Genomic DNA, 16,573 nt, shown 5'->3' on the forward strand with positions numbered 1-16,573 from the left:
ACGCTCCGGGTCAGTAGACGTCACGCAGGTACCGCTTCCCGCGCTTGAGATCGGCGACGAACTCGGCCGCACCGTCCTCGCCCCCGGTGTGGGCGGCGAGGATCTCGTGCAGCGCGGCGTCGACGTCGCGGGCCATCCGGCTCGCGTCGCCGCACACGTAGAGGTGGGCGCCCCCGGCCAGCCACGCGTGCAGCCGGGCGCCGTGGGTGCGCATCCGGTCCTGGACGTAGACCTTCTCCGCCTGATCGCGGGAGAACGCCAGGTCGAGGTGGGTGAGCAGGCCGTCCTCGGCCCAGCCGAGCAGCTCGGACCGGTAGAGGAAGTCGTGGTCGGAGCGGCGGTCGCCGAACAGCAGCCAGTTCCGGCCCCGCGCCCCGCGGGCGGCGCGCTCCTGCAGGAACGCGCGGAACGGGGCGACACCCGTCCCCGGCCCGACCATGATCATGTCGACGTCGTCGGCGGGCGGCCGGAACCCGGTGTTCGGCTGCAGCGCGACGACGGCGGTGTCCCCCACCGCGAGCCGGTCCGCGAGGTGGGTGGAGCAGACCCCGCCGACCGCGCGGTCGGCGCACCGGTAGCGGACCGCGGCGACGGTCAGGTGCACCCGGTCCGGGAACAGCAGCGGGCTCGACGAGATCGAGTACGCGCGGTGCTGCAGCGGGCGCAGCAGCCCGACGAGCTCCTCCGGGTCGAGCCGCAGCTGCGCGGCGTGCAGCAGCCCGAGCAGGTCGCGGTCCCACAGGCAGGCCGCCCGGTCGTCGCGCAGGGCGGCGCGCAGCCCGGCGTCGGCGGCACGCTCGGCGAGCACGTCGAGCAGGTCCCGCGACGGTGTGACGATCTCGTGTGCGCTGGTCAGGAGCTCGCGCAGTGGACGGTCGCCGACGGGGGCGTCGCCGTCGTGGCCGAGGTGCGCCAGGAACGCCTCGACGAGCGCGGGGTCGTTGGCGGGCACGACGGTGAGCGAGTCGCCCGCGGCGTAGGTCAGGCCGGTGCCGGTGAGGTCGAACTCGTGGTGGTGGATCTCCTTGTCCGAGGCGGGGCCGGACAGCCGCACCCGGTGCGCGAGCACCGCGGGCACCGGGGCGGGGCGGTCGCGGCGGCGGACCGGCTCCGGCTCGGGTGCGGGGTCCGGCGCGGTGGTCGCGGCGGGCGTGGCGGCCAGCACGGCGACGATCTCGGGGAACCACTGCGCGGAGGCGTCCTCCCACATCACGTCGCAGTCGCGGCGCTCCAGGATCCGGGTCGCCCCCAGCTCGGCGAGGCGGGTGTCGAGCAGCCGCCCGGCCGCGCAGAAGTCCTCGTAGGACTCGTCGCCCAGCGCGCACACCGCGAACGACGTCGCCTCCAGGCGCGGCGCGTCGTCGGCGGTGACCATCTTCCGGAACAGGTCGGCGTTGTCGGGCATCTCGCCGTCGCCGTAGGTGGAGCAGACGACGACGACCCTGCTCATGGCGGCGAGGGCGTCGGCGCCGACGGCGTCGAGCTCGTGCAGCTCCCACGGCACCCCGGCCTCGGTGAGGCGCTCGGTGAGCAGGTCGGCGACGTACTCGGCGTTGCCGGTCTCGGTGCCGTACAGCACGTGCACCGGGGTCATCCCGGTCTCCTTCCGGACGGGTGCGGCGGCGGCGCTGCGGGCGCCCGCCAGGTAGCCGGACAGCCAGATCCGCTGCTCGGCGGTGAACGGGGCGTCCGGCGAGATCGCCAGGCTGCTCAGCTCGGCCGGGGGCGGCGGCGCGGTCACGGGGCGCCCACCAGGTCCGGTGCGGCGCGGGCCGCGAACAGCTCCTCGACGCCCGGGATGCGGCCGAGGCGCGCGGTGTTGGCGGCGTCCTGGGCGAGGATCCAGCCGTAGGTGCCGGGGCTGTCGGTGCCGTACACGTCGCGCTGCGCGAGGGAGCGCTTGAGGTCACCGACGCGCTTGTCGGAGACCAGCACGGCGAGCTCGTCGTCGGCGCAGCCGGCCAGGGCGTCGCGGGCGTAGCGGACCAGCCGGGTGCGGACGGCGTGGTCCTCGGTGAGCAGCAGTGTGCGGGCGTCGACACCGCGGCGGGCGGCGACCTCCTCGGCGACGGTCTGCACGGTCAGGCCGTTGAGCAGGACGAACATCTCCTCCCCGGCGTCGCCGTCGGGTACCGCCCCGGATGCGACGGGGACGCCGTCGCGCTGGGCGAGCTTGTGCCGGCGCAGCTGGTGCGCGGCGAGGGATGCGGCGAGCTCGTCGACGAGCTCGCGGCGGGTGCGGGCGGCGAGGATCTCCCCGGCGTCCTGGTAGAGCCGCAGCGCCCGCGGGGTCGCGACGAGCAGGTGCGCGCGTTCGCGGTCCCAGTGCTCGAGCAGCCGGACGGCGAGCGGCGAGCCGGTGGCGTCGGCGTGCCACTCCAGCAGCAGCCGGACGGCGGTCGCGTGGAATCCCGAGACCGGTGCGACGTCGACCGAGTCGGTCGAGAACCCGACCGTCCCGGCCGGGTCGTACTGGTAGAGGAACCCGCCGGACATGCCGTTGCCCAGGCCGGACCCGGCGGCGCCGAGGTTCAGCACGGCCCCGCCGGTCATGTACTCGCAGCCGAAGTCGCCGAGCCCCTCGACGACGGCGCTCGCCCCGGAGTTCCGCACCGCGAACCGGTCCCCCGCCTCGCCGTGGACGAACAGCCGGCCGCCGGTGGCCCCGAACAGCGCGAAGTTGCCGACGAGCACGTTGCTGCCGGGCCGGTCGTCGTGCACGGTGCCGGGTGAGCGGATCGCGATGGTGCCGCCGCAGGCGGACTTGCCGACGCCGTCGTTGGCGGTGCCGGTGTGGGCGAGCCACATCCCGTCGTTGCAGAGCAGACCGAACGACTGCCCCGCCGCGCCGCGGGTGCGGATCCGCAGCCACCGCTGCGGCAGGAAGCGGCGGCCACGGTCGTCGACGAGTGCCGGTCCCGGGACGTGCTCGTGGTTCAGCATCCGCTCGACGTCGACGGCGAGGCGCCCGCCCACCGAGCGGTGCCGGTTGCCGAGCGCTCCGCCGTCGATGTCCACTCCGGACTCGCCGCGGGCCAGGGCGGTGCGGACGGTCGCCGACCAGCGCTCGTCGTGGTCGTGGTCGGCGCCGACCCGCACCGGGTCGGCGACCTGCGGGGTCGTCACCCGGTGCAGCAGGCGGCGCAGGTCCAGGCGCCCGACGAGCGACGGGTGCCGCGCCAGGTGCAGCAGGTCGGCGCGGCCGCGGGCCTCGCGCAGGCTGCGCAGCCCGAGCGAGGCGAGGATCTCGCGGACCTCGTGGGCGACGCCGAGCAGGTACTGGGCCAGCGCGCGGGGGTCGCCGTCGAACGCGTCGGCGTCGGTGGTGATCCCGGCCGGGCACTTCACGTTGCAGTTCTTCGCCATGACGCAGCGGAGCATCATCAGCGCGGTCGTCCCGAACTCGAAGCCGTCGGCGCCGAGCAGCGCGGAGACGACGACGTCGCCGCCGGTCTGGTGCGCCCCGGAGCACCGCAGCTCGACGGCGTCGCGCAGGCCGTGCGCGGACAGCGCCTGGTGCACCTCGGCGACGCCCAGCTCGGCGGAGCGCCCGGCGAACTTCAGGCTGGTGACGTTCGCGGCGCCGGTGCCGCCGGTGTTGCCCGCGACGTTGATGACGTGCGCGCCGGCCTTCGCGACGCCGACGGCGATCGTCCCGATCCCCTCCGAGGACACCAGCTTGACCACCACCTTCACCCGCGCGGCGGTGGCGTCGTGGATGAGCTGGGCGAGGTCCTCGATGGAGTAGGTGTCGTGGTGCGGCGGCGGGGACACCAGCTCGACCCCGGGCGTCGCGCCGCGGGCGGCGGCGATGTCGACGGTCACCTTGGCGCCGGGCAGCTGGCCGCCCTCGCCGGGCTTGGCACCCTGCGCGATCTTGATCTCGACCTGTTCGAGCACCGGGTCGGCGAGGTAGCCCGCCCACACCCCGAAGCGGCCGGAGGCGAACTGCTTGATCCGGGAGCCGCGGATGGTGCCGAACCGGCTGCGGGACTCGCCGCCCTCGCCGCAGTTGGACAGGCCGCCGACCATGTTGGTGCCGTGTGCGACGGCCTCGTGCGCCCCGGCGACGAGCGCGCCGTGGCTCATCGCGCCCGAGGCGAGGGTGCGGGTGATCTCCGAGGCGGGCTGCACCTCGTCGAGAGCGACCGGGTCGGGGGCGGTGACCAGCAGGTCCAGCCAGTCCCCCGCCGTCCCGGCCGCGACCACCCGCAGGGTGCCGTGGTCGAGGCGTGCGACGGACGCGCCGAACCGTTCGGTCAGCCAGGACGCCAGCGGGGCGGCGTCGCCGTCGACGTGCAGCAGGTCGCCGTCGCGACGCAGGCCGCGTACGGCGATGCACGCGTTGCCCGAGGGGTCGATCCGGTCGAGGACCTCGGCGGGACGGCCGTCGCGCAGGTCCGGGGGGAGCACCAGCACGTCGCGCAGCGCGGACGGGCGTCGCGCACGCTCGGCGGTGAGGGACCGGACGAGCTCGCGGTAGCCCGGCGTGGGCGCGGACGCGTCGATCTCGGCGGCGCTCAGCGCACCCAGTCCGGTGTGGACGTAGGCGTCGTCGTGCAGGCCGAGGGAGTCGGTGAGCGCAGCGAGCGGGAGCAGCCGCAGCTCACGGTCGGCCGGGCCGGCGGTGAGGCCGGTCCGTTCGTCGACCAGGCCGGTGAACGCGGTGACGGCGGCGGCGCCGTAGGAGTGCCCGGCACCGTCGGAGCGCTCCTTGAACAGCCCGAGCTGCGGGAGGTCCTCGGGGCCGGTGACGGTCAGCGCGCGGGCGTGCCAGTCGCGCACCGACCGCTCGATGTCGGCGAACCCGGCGCCGCCGACCGGGGCGTCGACCTCGGGGAGCCAGCGGGCGAGCACCGGGTCGCGGGTGTCGAGGTAGGCGGCCTCGAAGAACTCGCCGCCGACGTAGCTCTCCATCGTGCACAGCCCGATCCGGGCCATGGTCTTGAGCAGGGACTTCTCCGCGGCGACGCGGAAGCGGGCGAACGCCGCGCCGGGGTCGCCGGGATGCTGCTGCGCGGCGCGCGTGTGGGCGGTGTGCGGGTGCACGGCCGAGGCCCCGAACCCGAGGACGACGGCGAGGTGGTGCGCCGAGCACACCTGCCCGGTGGCGACGACCAGCGACACCGCGGGGCGCAGCCCGGCCGCGACCAGCGCGCGGTTCACCGCGGCGATGGCGAGCACCGCGGGGACCGCCGCTCGGTCGCGGGCGACGGCGCGGTCGTCGAGGACGGCGATGCCACCGCCGTCGCGGGCGAAGGCGACGACCTCGGCGCACAGTCCCTCGACCGCGGCCTCCAGCGTGCCGGGCTCGTGCAGCAGCGCGAACCGGCCGACCGGGACGACGTGCTGGGCGCCGATGCGGGCGAGGCCGTCGGCGTCGAGGACGGGCGAGTCGAGGACGATGCGGTGGAACGGGCCGTCGTGCACCGGGCGGGTGCCGAGCGCGACGCGCAGGGTCATGCCGTCTGCCTCGCGGATCGGGTCCAGCGGCGGGTTCGTGACCTGCGCGAAGCGCTGGGAGAAGTAGTGCGCGACGCCGCCCTCGCGGTCGCTCAGGGCGTTGATGGCGTTGCCGTAGCCCATGGCGGAGACGCGTTCGGTCCCCGTGTCGAGCATCGGGTCGAGCAGGACGCGGAACGCCTCGGCGTCCAGGCCGTAGGCGACGTAGCGCTGGTGGACGGCGAGGTCACCGGTCGCGGCGGGCCCGGATCCCGCGGGAGCGGGCGGCAGCTCGGCCGCCGGTGTCCGCGCGCCCGCCAGGAGGGCTTCGTGGTCGGCGCGGGCGGCGAGCAGCTCCAGGGTCTGCGCGGTGTCGTAGCTGCGACGCTCGCGGGTGCTCCACCACAGCATCCCGCCGGCCTCGATGCGGCCGCGGCGCAGCACGTCGTCGTCGGGGAACGGGAACTGGCCCGCCTCCGAGGAGACGGTCAGGTAGTCGGCGGTCTCGCAGGTCCGCAGTGGACGCAGGCCGAGCCGGTCGAGGCGGGCGCCGACGACCTCGCCGTCGGAGAAGACGAGCGCGGCCGGACCGTCGTTGATCTCCTCGACCAGCGACCGGTACTCCAGCATCGCGCGCACCGGCGCGGGCAGCGTGCGGTCGTTCTCCCAGGCCGGGGGCATCGCGGCGACGACGGCCGCGACGAGGTCGAGCCCGTCGCCCGCCACGCGCGCGTGCAGGGTCTGGTCGAACCGCGCGCTGTCGGACTGCCCCGGCGGGCGCACGATCCGGCGGCCCCGGGCGCGGGCGAGGGCCTCGTCGGCGATCCGGTTCTTGCGGTCGGTGTTGAGCTCGCCGTTGTGCGCGAGGAGCCGGAAGGGCTGCGCCATCGACGGGTGCGGGTCGGTGTTGGTCGAGAAGCGGGTGTGGAAGTAGAGGCTGCGCACCCGGTGCTCCGGGTCGGTCAGGTCGGCGAAGTACGGCACGACCTCCCACGAGTTCAGCCGTCCCTTGAGGACCTGGGTGCGGGTCGAGAGGCTGAGCGGGTAGAGACCGGCGACGGCGTCGTCGGTGTAGGCGACCGACTCGATGTCGAGCAGCGCGCCGTGCGCCAGACGCTCCGGGTCCGCGACGTCCGGGACCTCGACGATCCATTGCCGCACCGGGAGCTGCTGCGCGACGGCCGCGGGGCGCAGCACCGACGGGTCGACCGGCACGTCGCGGACGGCCAGGACGGTGCAGCCGTGCGCGGTGAGGGTGAGCGTGACCAGCGCTGCGGCCGCCGCGGCGCGGTCGGGGTCGGAGGGGAGGAAGACGTTGGCGACGGCGAACCGCCCCGGGGTCAGCTCGCGGCCGGCGAGCCGGGAGAAGAACGGCACCGACAGGTCCACCGAGACGCCGCCGCCGTCACCGACGCCCTCGGCGGACATCCCGCCGCGGTGCGGCACCGCGCAGAGGGCACGATGGGCGAGGACGAGCACGTCGTGGGTCTGCACCCCGTCCTTGCGGACGATCAGCCCGACGCCGCAGCTCGCGTGCTCGGCGGCGGGGTCGTGCAGTCCGGACGGTGCCACGTGACGCTCCTCCTTCACTAAGGGAAGGCTTACCTTAGGAAGGCGGGAGCGGAGGGAGCAACGCCCGGTCGTTGTAGCGCGGGACACACCGGGCGCCGACGGCGGCGCCGGGGTACAGTCGGGACGGGGCTAGACTGCGGGCGACGGGGTGTGGCGCAGCTTGGTAGCGCACTCGCTTTGGGAGCGAGGGGCCGTGGGTTCAAATCCCGCCACCCCGACCACGGACGACCGGCGAGATCAGATCGACCGTCGGAGACCCGCGGCGGCCGGCCGCGCTTCCCCAGATCCTGTTCGTGCGGGCCACACGAGGAGCTCGACCGGATCGTCGCTGTCCCCGCGCCGTCTTCGCCAGAGGATGCCGCCGTACCCGTCGACGTTCTCGCCGCCGAGGGCTCGCGGCTGGATGCCTGCGCCGATGCGCTCCGCCTCGTCGGGGCGACCGGCGTTCTCCTCTTCCTGCCCACGAGCATGTTCCTCGCGCGAGCCGCATACCCCGGGATCCCGCGCTACGTCCCGTGGCTCGGCCTCGCGTTCGCCGTCCTCTGGGCTGCCGACGCCGTCCTGACGGTTCGCGGGTTCGAAACCCCACTGTGGGATCTGGGCTTCACGATCGTCGAGGTGGGCGGACTGGTGGCGTTCGCCGTCGTCGGGATCCGAGTCGTACGCCGGCTCCGATCCTCCGGCGACCCCTCCTGAGGCCACGACCGGGCCGAGGGACGCCCGGTCTCACTCCGGACTCAGGACAGCACCCGCAGCTGGAACGGGTAGTCGTAGCTCCGGCTGTTCGACGCCCGCACCGCGCCCTTGATGTGGCACCACGCGGACACCACGAACAGCACGACCATGAGCGGGATCGCCACGACGATCCCCACCACGGTGAAGACCAGGATCCAGCTGACGATGAACAGCACCCAGAACGACAGGTTGAAGTTGAACGCCCCGGCGGCGGCCCGACGCGCGAACGGGTCGTCCTTCTTGACCAGCCAGACCAGCAGCGGGCCGACCAGGCTCAGCAGTCCGGCGCTCAGCACCGCGGCGATCGGCGCGGACAGATGGGCCAGGATCGCGGCGATCCGGCTGCTGTCGGCCGGCGTGGGCGCGGGGCCGGCGGCGTACGGCTGTGACATCGGGTTCCTCTTTTCTGTTCCGCGGGCCCGGGCGACCGCGTTCGGTACCGCCGGACGAGGGTCCGTGGTCTCCCGACCAGCCTGCCAGCCACCGGTCGGGAACCGGGAACCGGACAACACGGGCCGATCCGCGATCACCCGGATGTGTGCAGGCGAAGTACGCGGGCCGCAGGACGCTCGTCGCCGACGACCAGCTCCTGCAGCCGCGTGAGCATCCGCCACGTCATGACCGCACTGACGACCCCGACCAGCTCCGTCATCACCCGGGCCGTCCCGCCCCCGGTCGCGTAGCGCTCCCGCAGGTGCAGCCGCGTTCCCGTCGCGCCGCCGGGCAGCACGACCGGGGAGAGGTGGAACAGCCAGGTCATCGCGAGGTCCGCCCCGCCGGGGGCGTCGCCGCCCTGCGAGGTCACCAGCAGGTGGCTCCCGGGCTCCACCTGCGCCACCCGCAGCGCGACGTCGGGGTGCAGCCGGAACCGGTCCCCCGGCCCGATGTGCTGCCACTCCGGGTGCGCCCGCGTCGCGCCGGTGATCCGGCACCCGACGAGGTTCTCCAGCGTCTCGAACGAGTAGAAGCCTGCCCGGTCCTGCCCGAGCTGCGCGATCCACGGCCACACCGCGGCGGGTGGTGCGCCGATCGTGCAGGCCCGGTCGTTCTGCAGGTCGGCGGCGGGCAGCAGCTCGTCGCCGGGCAGCGTCCGGCCGGCCTCGGCCTCGGTCGCCCCGGACCGGCGGGACGCCCGCCGGACCAGCAGGGCCACCAGCGGTACGGCCGACAGCGCCGGGACCACCCATCGGATCGTCATCGGGCCACCTCCTCGTCCCCGATCATCGGGGACGGGTGACGGGCCGGGCAGGGCCGAAGGTCCGGGGAAGGACTGTGACGGCGGGAACACCCCGCGTCGCGCCGGCGTTCCGGTCGTCGAAGCGTCCGTGGGGGTGCGTCCGATGCCGTCGACTGCGAGACCGTCGTTCACCGTCGGCCTCGTCGTGCCCTCGGCCGGCTCCGAGGGGATCTACGGCCCGTCGTGCATCCTCTGCGCCCGGCTGGCCGTGGAGGAGCTGAACGCGGTGGGCGGGATCCTCGACCGGCCCGTCCACCTGCGGATCCTGGACGGGTCCGGGGCGCCGGAGCAGGTGGCGACGGCGGTCGCGCAGGCGGCGCGGACCGGGGCGATCGACGCCGTCGTCGGCTGGCACATCTCCCCGGTGCGGGTGCGGCTCGCCTCCGCGCTGCGCGGGCTGGTGCCGTACGTGTTCACCGCGCTCTACGAGGGCGGCGAGACCACGCCGGGTGTCGTCCCGATCGGTGAGACACCGGACATCCAGCTCACCCCGGCGCTGCGGTGGATGTCCGAGGAGATCGGCGTCCGGCGCTGGGCCGTGATCGGCAACGACTACCGATGGCCGCACCGGTCGATCGCGCGGACCCGGGCCGCGCTCGACGGGTCCGGCGGGCCGACGCTGGACCACACCCGGTTCGTGCCGCTCGGCACCTCGGACCACCGGGCGGTGCTCGACGACCTGGCCGACCTCGACGTCGACGGGGTCCTGACGCTGCTCGTCGGCTCCGACGCGGTCGCGTTCCACCGCGAGTTCGCCCGGCGCGGGCTGGAGAGCCGGTACGCACGGTTCTCCCCGCTGATGGACGAGAGCATGCTCGCCTCCGCCGGGGCCGGGTCGTCGCAGGACGTGTTCACCGCCGCCGGCTACTTCGAGGCCCTCCCGACCGCGGAGAGCCTGGCCTTCGGCGCCCGCTACGCCCGCCGGTTCGGCCCCGGCGCGCCGCTGCCGTGCGCGCCCGGCGAATCCTGCTACGAGGGCGTCGGGTTCCTCGCCGCCCTGGTGAACCGGGTCGGCACCACCGACGCGATCCGGCTGTCCGAGGCCGCCGGACGGTGCCGCTACGTCGGCCCGCGCGGACCGGTGACCGTGCGCGACGGCCGCGCCGAGCAGCGGATCTACATGGCCGTCGCCGACGGGTCGGGCTTCGACATCCTCGCGTCCCTCTGAGCCCTCCGCGCGATCACGAGTGCGGTCACGACCGCGACGAGGACCAGGATCCCGGCCAGCGGCAGCCCGATCAGCATCATCAGGCCCCCGCCGATGTTGGCGCCGATCACCGTCGCGGTCATGATGCGTCCGGCCCACCCGACCAGCAGGCCCGCCACCACGCACAGCACCACCGGGGACGCCGCGGCCCACCTCCGCACGACGGCGAGGACGCAGCAGGCCAGGCCCACGCCCGCGACGACGCCGGTGAGCCACGGCAGCGCCTCCAGCGCGGCCGGCGGGTCGAGGCCCCGCGTCCCGTCCGCGGGGGCGGTGCTGACGTCACCGATCAGGTACCAGGCGACGACGGCCGCGCAGAGCCCGGCGACCAGTCCCACCGGGATCGCGCGCAGAGCGCTGTGCACGGGGGTCTCCTTCCCCTCGGGTCCCGCCACCCTGCCCCGGACGGCGTCGCCGGGCCTCCGTGGAACCACGCAGGTCAGTCCGCCGGCCGCCACGGCCGCGGCGGCAGCGTCGGCAGGCCGCTCGGCGCGCACTGCCCGCCCCGCTCCCCCGCCAGGCGGAACACCAGCCAGCCCGACAGCGCGGCCAGCACCGACCCCGTCAGGATCCCGATCTTCGCCTCGGCGACGAGCAGCTCGTCGGTGAGCGCGAGCTCGGTGACGAACAGGGCGACGGTGAACCCGATGCCCGACAGCGCGGCACCGCCCATGAGCTGACCCCAGCGCAGCGTGTCGGGCACCCGGCCCAGCCCGGTGCGCAGCGCGATCCAGGTCGCGGCGGCGACGCCGATCGGCTTGCCGACGACCAGGCCGAGCACGATGCCCCAGGTGAGCATCGACGTCGCCGCGGCCGACAGGGTCTCCGACGACAGCACCACCCCGGCATTGGCGAGCACGAACAGCGGCACGATGACGTAGCTGCTCCACGGCTGGATGGCCTGCTGGAGCCGCTCGTTCGGGGAGACGGCGGCGACCGCGACCGCGCGGGCGGTGCGGGCCCGCTCCGGAGTGGGGTCGAGCAGGAAGTTCTTCCCGATCCGGACGGCCTCGACCATCTCGGTGCGGCGCGGGGCGTAGGCGTTGACCAGCAGCCCGAGCGCGACGCCGACGACGCTCGGGTGCACCCCCGACCGCAGCACCGCGACCCAGCACAGGATCCCGACGACCGCGTAGAACGGCGTCCGCCAGAACCGCACCCAGCGCAGCGCCAGCAGTACGGCGAGCAGCACCACGGCGACGAGCAGCGCGAGCAGGTCGACCTCGTCGGTGTAGAACAGCGCGATCGCCAGCACCGCGCCGATGTCGTCGACGATGGCCAGTGCCAGCAGGAACACCCGCAGCTGGTCGGGGCAGCGCGGCCCGAGCAGCGCGAGCACACCCAGCATCACCGCGGTGTCGGTGGAGATCGCGATGCCCCAGGCGCCCGCCGCCTCGCCGCCGGCGTTGAGCGCGAGGAAGAACAGCGCGGGCACGACGAGTCCGCCGAGCGCGGCCGCGGCCGGTGCGGCCAGGGCGCGGAACCCGCGCAGCTCGCCCAGCGTCGTCTCGCGGGCGATCTCGAGCCCGACGGAGAGGAAGAACAGCACCATCAGGCCGTCGTTGACCCAGTGCCGCAGGTCCAGGTCGAGCGCGGACCCGCCGAACGACACGGCCAGCGGGGTGTGCCAGAACGTCTCGTAGCCGGCGCCGAGGTTGGCCCACAGCAGCGCGACGACGGCCGCCCCGACCAGCAGGACCGCCGATCCGGACTCGGTCCCGAGGAACCGCCGCGCGGCATCGGAGAGGTCGCCGCGCTCGGCTAGGGTCACCACCGCCATGTGCTGATCCTGCCCCGCCCGTCGCGGGACGCAACGAGGAGGCCGTCATCAGCCTGGATCCGCCCGTCGGACCGTACGACCACGTCCTGGGCCCGCCCGAGGCCGAGCTGACGCTGGTGGAGTACGGCGACTTCGAGTGCCCCTACTGCCGCGACGCCGCACCGGTGCTGGAGGAGGTCCGCGACCGCTTCGAGGGGCGGCTGCGGTTCGCGTTCCGGCACTTCCCGCTGCACGAGGTGCACCCGCACGCCATCGCGGCCGCCCTCGCCGCGGAGATGGCCGGGTTCGACGGCCGGTTCTGGGAGATGCACGACACGCTGTTCGCCCCCGGTCCGCCGCGGCTGCGGCAGGACGAGCTGCGGGAGCACGCCGTCGCCGCGGGGGTGCGGCCGGACCGGGTCGTCTGGCCGGCGACGCGGCTGGCGGAGGACCGCGTCGAGGCCGGGTTCAACGCGGCGGTGCGCTCGGGCGTGCGCGGCACGCCGACCCTGTTCGTCAACGGCGAGCAGTACCGCGGCGACGTCACCGTCGCCGCGCTCACCGCCGCGCTGGACCCCGCGCTCCGGTCGTAGCCGCTCAGGCCGTCGCGGCGGGCCCGACCAGCATCACCGGGCAGTCCGCGCGCTGGACCAGCGCGAGCCCGGTCGAGCCGAGCAGCAGCCCGGTGAACCCGCCCCGCCCCCGGGTGGCGACGACGACCAGCCGCGCCGCCCCGCTGCGCTGGGCCAGCACCCGTCCCGGCTCGGCGCGCTCGATCACCCGCTCGACGGCGACGTCGGGATAGCGCTCCGACCAGCCGGCGAGCCGCTCGGCCAGCGCCCGCTCCTCGGCCTCGCGCAGCCGGTCGAACGCACCGGTCGCACGCAGGGCCGGGGACCGGCCGTCGTGCCAGGCGTGCAGCACGACCAGCCCGGTGCCGTGCTCGGCGGCCGCGGCGAAGGCGTGCTCCAGCGCGACGTCGGACAGCGGGCCGCCGTCGATCCCGACCAGGACCGGCCCGTCGGACGACGTGCCGCGGACGACGACGACCGGGCAGCCCGCGTGCGAGGCCACGGCGAGGGTCACCGACCCCAGCGCGGTGCCCATCGCCCCGCGCCCGGCGGACCCGAGCACCAGCAGCTCGGCCGTGGCGGACCGCTCGACCAGTGCCGTCGACGGCGCCCGCCGGTCCTCGGCGACGTCGACCGCGACCTCGGGTGCGGCCTGCGCGGCGGCGTGCCGGGCCGCGTCGAGGGTCGCGCGGGACTCCTCGCGGATCGACTCCTCGACGTCGTCGAGCAGGGGTGCGACGGCGGCGTCCGCGTACAGCCCGGCGACGTCGAAGGCCTGCACGAGCAGCAGGTCGGCGTGCCGGGCGGCGGCCTCGCGGGCCGCCCACGCGACGGCGTCCAGGGCCGCGTCCGATCCGTCCACGCCGACGACGACGGTGCTCATCACTGTGCTCCGTTCCCGGCCGTCCCGGTGTCGGCCGTTCACCCTCCACTGTGCTCCGTCGCGGGCCGGGTCGCACGGCCCCGTCGTGTGAGGTCGGAGACGGCCCGCACGGGCCGGGACGGGCACCCGGGGCCCCGGGCCGCGTCGCTACGGTGATCGCTGCTGCATTCCGGAGACAGGGAGGTCCCGTGCACGCACCGAGCGTTCTCGTGGTCGGCGCCGGGTTCGGCGGCATCGCCGCCGCGATCGAGCTGCGGGCCCACGGCATCCGCGACGTCACGATCGTCGACGCCGCCGACGGCATCGGCGGTACGTGGCTGCACAACACCTACCCGGGCGCCGCCTGCGACGTGCCGAGCCATCTGTACTCGTACTCGTTCGCCCAGCGCACCGACTGGTCGCGGCTCTGCTCACCGCAGCCCGAGATCCTCGCCTACCTGCGCGGGGTCGCCGCCGAGTTCGGGGTCGACGAGCTGGTGCAGACCGGTGTGCGGATCGTCGACGCCCGGCGCGACGAGGCCGACGGACCGTGGACGGTCACCGCCGACGACGGCCGCACCTGGACCCCCGACGTGCTGATCGTCGCGACCGGGCAGCTGAACCGGCCGGTGTCCCCCGACCTGCCCGGCATCGACTCGTTCACCGGGACGATGTTCCACTCCGCGCGCTGGGACCACGACCACGACCTGCGCGGACGTCGCGTCGCCGTGATCGGGACCGGGGCCAGCGCCGTGCAGTTCGTGCCGGCAATCGCCCCCGAGGTGGGGCACATGACGGTGTTCCAGCGGTCCGGGAACTGGTTCCTGCCGCGGCGGAACCGCAGGTTCCCGGCGTGGTGGCGGGCCGCGATCGCGCGAGTGCCCGGCCTGCAGCGGGCCCGGCGCCGGTTCATCACCGAGTACTGCGAGTCGCTGACGCTGATGATCCGCCACCCCGCCACCTGGGGCCGACTGGGGCGGCTCTACGCGACGCTGTTCATGCGGGCCCAGCTGCGCGACCCCGAGGTCCGCCGCCAGGTCTGGCCGGACTACACCTTCGGCTGCAAGCGCATCCTGTTCAGCTCGCACTGGCTGCCCGCGCTGCAGCGGCCCAACGTCGAGGTCGAGACGTCGCGCATCGCCGCCGTCGAGCCGACCGGGGTGCGCACCGAGGACGGCACGCTGCACGAGGTCGACACGATCATCTGGGGCACCGGGTTCGCGGCGACCGACTTCATGTTCCCGATGGAGATCAGCGGCCCGGGTGGACGGTCGCTGCGCACCGAGTGGAAGGACGGCGCGCACGCCTACCTCGGCATGACCGTCCCCGGGTTCCCGTCGCTGTTCGTGCTCTACGGCCCGAACACCAACACCTCCGGCGGCTCGATCATCCGGTACCTGGAGCACCAGGTCCGCTACGTCCGCGAGGCCCTGCAGGAGGCGGCCCGACGCGGCGCGTCCGGCGTGGAGGTCCGCCCCGAGGTCGAGCAGGCCTACGACGAGGAGGTCCAGGCCCGCTTCCCCGGCACCGCGTGGACCCGCTGCGACTCCTGGTACCGCGACGACACCGGGCGGATCGTCACCAACTGGCCCGGCTACATGCGCGAGTACGACGAGCGCACCCGCCGCGTCGAGCCGTCGGACTACGTCTTCCACTGAGTCCCGGCCGGGGCCGGCGTCGGACGAGACGGAACCGCCCCCTGCGTCCCGTGGCGGCGGGAGGCAGGGGGCGGAGGTCGTCGTCGGGCGTCAGTCGCAGGACGTCGGGTTGTCGCGGTTCTGCGCCGCCCCGCCGCCGAGGATCCCGAGGACGTTGCCGAGGGCCGCGTTGACGCCCGGGCAGATGTTGGCGTTGTTGAGGACGTTGACGTCGTCGAGGTTCACCAGGCCGAACTGGTCGCCCCGGGTGTTGCCGACGTCCTGGACGAAGGAGTCACCGTCGTCGTCCTTCGGCGCGGGCGCAGCCGACGCCAGCGGGCTGAAGGCGACCATGGTGGCGATGACGGCGACGCCGGTGACCGCGAGCTTCCTGCGCATGTCTTTCTCCCCGATCGTGTCCGGTGGGACGGACGTGTCTCACGATTCCCGTGAGCACCACCGGGACGCCTGTGCGTCGCGGCAAGCGGACAGTAGGCAGCCGCTCACCGGCGGGGATACGGCAGCGACACCAACGGGTGACCCGGTCACCACGGGTACCAAAAGTGTGGTGTGAAACGGACGGAACCGGTTCTCCCAGGACGCCGGACACCCTCCGTCCCCACGTCCGGGGCGGCCGATGCGAAGGGTGATCGACCGACCGGACCGTGACCGGGGGCCGACCACTCGCGGGGGTGAATCCGTGACCGGCGTGTCGCAGGCCCCGGCGTGTCGCGGCGAGACCGTCGCGTCCGGGGCTTGCACCTGACGCGGCGTGAGGCGGCACCGTCCATCATGCCGCCACGACGTGGCGGCCCGACAGGAGGGGATTCCGGTGAAGGTGGGCGAGCTGGCCCGGGTGACCGGGCTGACCGTGCGGACACTGCACCACTGGGAGGAGCGGGGGCTGGTCGTGCCGTCGGCGCGGACGGCCTCCGGCCACCGCGTCTACGACGACGGCGACGTCCGCAGCGTCTACCAGGTGGTCGCCCTGCGGGAGCTGGGCCTGCCGCTAGAGGCGATCGGCGGGCTGCTCTCGTCCGGGTCGTTCGCCGACGTCCTCACCGCGCACCTGGACCAGGTCGACGCCCGGCTGGCCGCGCTGCACGCCCTGCGGGGCACGCTCGCGGCGGTCGTCGACCGGCTCCGGGACGCGCCGGACCCCGACCCGTCGGACGTGTTGATGATGATCGACGAGGTGAGCAGGGTGAACGATACCTTCGCGCAGTACTTCACTCCCGAGCAGGTCGCCGCGCTCCGTGCGCGGCGCGCCGAGGGCGAGGCGGCAGCGGCCGCGTGGCCCGGACTGATCGCCGACGTGCAGGCCGAGATGGACGCGGGCACCGACCCGGCGGAGCCGCGCGTGCAGGCGCTCGCCGCGCGGTGGTCGGAGCTGCTGGCGACCTTCCACCGTGGCGACGAGTCGTTGCAGCGGCAGCTGTACCGGCTGCGGGACGAGAACCCCGACGAGGTGACCGCGGCGGGTGGCCCGGACCAGGCGATGATCGACTACATCGCCCGGGCCGGGGCCACCGGCTGAGCCGGCCGCGGCC

At 74.6% G+C, this 16,573-nt stretch carries 13 protein-coding genes and 1 tRNA gene; 6 read left to right on the forward strand and 8 right to left on the reverse strand.

The annotated features are described in order from the left end of the window. Positions 1–10: 10 nt before the first annotated feature. On the reverse strand, positions 11–1,741 hold the full coding sequence (locus DMP17_RS39775) for a diflavin oxidoreductase (protein WP_337832254.1): 1,731 nt from the start codon (positions 1,739–1,741) through the stop codon (positions 11–13). Further along, positions 1,738–7,014: a glutamate synthase-related protein gene (locus DMP17_RS39780; protein ID WP_337832255.1), complete on the reverse strand. Its 5,277-nt coding sequence runs from the start codon at positions 7,012–7,014 to the stop codon at positions 1,738–1,740. The genes DMP17_RS39775 and DMP17_RS39780 overlap by 4 nt, the downstream gene beginning before the upstream one ends. Positions 7,015–7,158: 144 nt before the next feature. Here DMP17_RS39780 and DMP17_RS39785 point away from each other — a divergent pair. Beyond that, positions 7,159–7,235 (forward strand) — tRNA-Pro (locus tag DMP17_RS39785). 247 nt (positions 7,236–7,482) lie between these two features. Then, the gene (locus DMP17_RS39790; protein WP_337832256.1) at positions 7,483–7,710 is read left to right on the forward strand and encodes a hypothetical protein; all 228 of its coding nucleotides are present in this window, start codon (positions 7,483–7,485) and stop codon (positions 7,708–7,710) included. Positions 7,711–7,751: 41 nt separating this feature from the next. Here the strand turns inward: DMP17_RS39790 and DMP17_RS39795 are convergent, their stop codons facing one another. Both DMP17_RS39795 and DMP17_RS39800 read right to left on the reverse strand, forming a co-directional pair. Next, positions 7,752–8,141, reverse strand: coding sequence for a DUF4870 domain-containing protein (locus DMP17_RS39795; protein ID WP_337832257.1), 390 nt, complete (start codon positions 8,139–8,141; stop codon positions 7,752–7,754). Positions 8,142–8,275: 134 nt separating this feature from the next. Then, positions 8,276–8,947: a hypothetical protein gene (locus DMP17_RS39800; RefSeq protein ID WP_337832258.1), complete on the reverse strand. Its 672-nt coding sequence runs from the start codon at positions 8,945–8,947 to the stop codon at positions 8,276–8,278. A gap of 142 nt (positions 8,948–9,089) precedes the next feature. On the opposite strand from DMP17_RS39800, the gene DMP17_RS39805 reads away from it, so the two are divergent. Next, positions 9,090–10,154, forward strand: coding sequence for a substrate-binding domain-containing protein (locus DMP17_RS39805; RefSeq protein ID WP_226350296.1), 1,065 nt, complete (start codon positions 9,090–9,092; stop codon positions 10,152–10,154). On the opposite strand, the gene DMP17_RS39810 is transcribed toward DMP17_RS39805, so the two are convergent. After that, positions 10,103–10,558, reverse strand: coding sequence for a hypothetical protein (locus DMP17_RS39810; RefSeq protein WP_337832259.1), 456 nt, complete (start codon positions 10,556–10,558; stop codon positions 10,103–10,105). The two genes, DMP17_RS39805 and DMP17_RS39810, sit on opposite strands and share 52 nt — an antisense overlap. A gap of 74 nt (positions 10,559–10,632) precedes the next feature. Continuing rightward, complete coding sequence (gene nhaA, locus DMP17_RS39815) at positions 10,633–11,973, reverse strand: Na+/H+ antiporter NhaA (protein WP_226350294.1); 1,341 nt, start codon at positions 11,971–11,973, stop codon at positions 10,633–10,635. Between the two features lie 86 nt (positions 11,974–12,059). Between nhaA and DMP17_RS39820 the strand changes: the two genes are divergently transcribed. Then, positions 12,060–12,545 (forward strand): DsbA family protein, encoded by a 486-nt coding sequence (locus DMP17_RS39820; protein WP_337832795.1) that lies wholly within the window; start codon positions 12,060–12,062, stop codon positions 12,543–12,545. 4 nt (positions 12,546–12,549) lie between these two features. On the opposite strand, the gene DMP17_RS39825 is transcribed toward DMP17_RS39820, so the two are convergent. Further along, positions 12,550–13,407 carry a universal stress protein gene (locus DMP17_RS39825; RefSeq protein ID WP_178376364.1) on the reverse strand — a complete coding sequence of 286 codons (858 nt, stop codon included), beginning with the start codon at positions 13,405–13,407 and terminating at the stop codon, positions 12,550–12,552. A 188-nt stretch (positions 13,408–13,595) separates the two neighbouring features. On the opposite strand from DMP17_RS39825, the gene DMP17_RS39830 reads away from it, so the two are divergent. After that, complete coding sequence (locus DMP17_RS39830) at positions 13,596–15,044, forward strand: flavin-containing monooxygenase (protein WP_337832260.1); 1,449 nt, start codon at positions 13,596–13,598, stop codon at positions 15,042–15,044. Positions 15,045–15,134: 90 nt separating this feature from the next. Here DMP17_RS39830 and DMP17_RS39835 read toward each other — a convergent pair whose 3' ends face one another. Continuing rightward, positions 15,135–15,422: a hypothetical protein gene (locus DMP17_RS39835; protein ID WP_062396993.1), complete on the reverse strand. Its 288-nt coding sequence runs from the start codon at positions 15,420–15,422 to the stop codon at positions 15,135–15,137. A 433-nt stretch (positions 15,423–15,855) separates the two neighbouring features. Between DMP17_RS39835 and DMP17_RS39840 the strand changes: the two genes are divergently transcribed. Further along, on the forward strand, positions 15,856–16,560 hold the full coding sequence (locus DMP17_RS39840) for a MerR family transcriptional regulator (RefSeq protein ID WP_337832261.1): 705 nt from the start codon (positions 15,856–15,858) through the stop codon (positions 16,558–16,560). Positions 16,561–16,573 lie beyond the last annotated feature (13 nt).

Source organism: Pseudonocardia sp. TMWB2A, assembly GCF_017312135.1.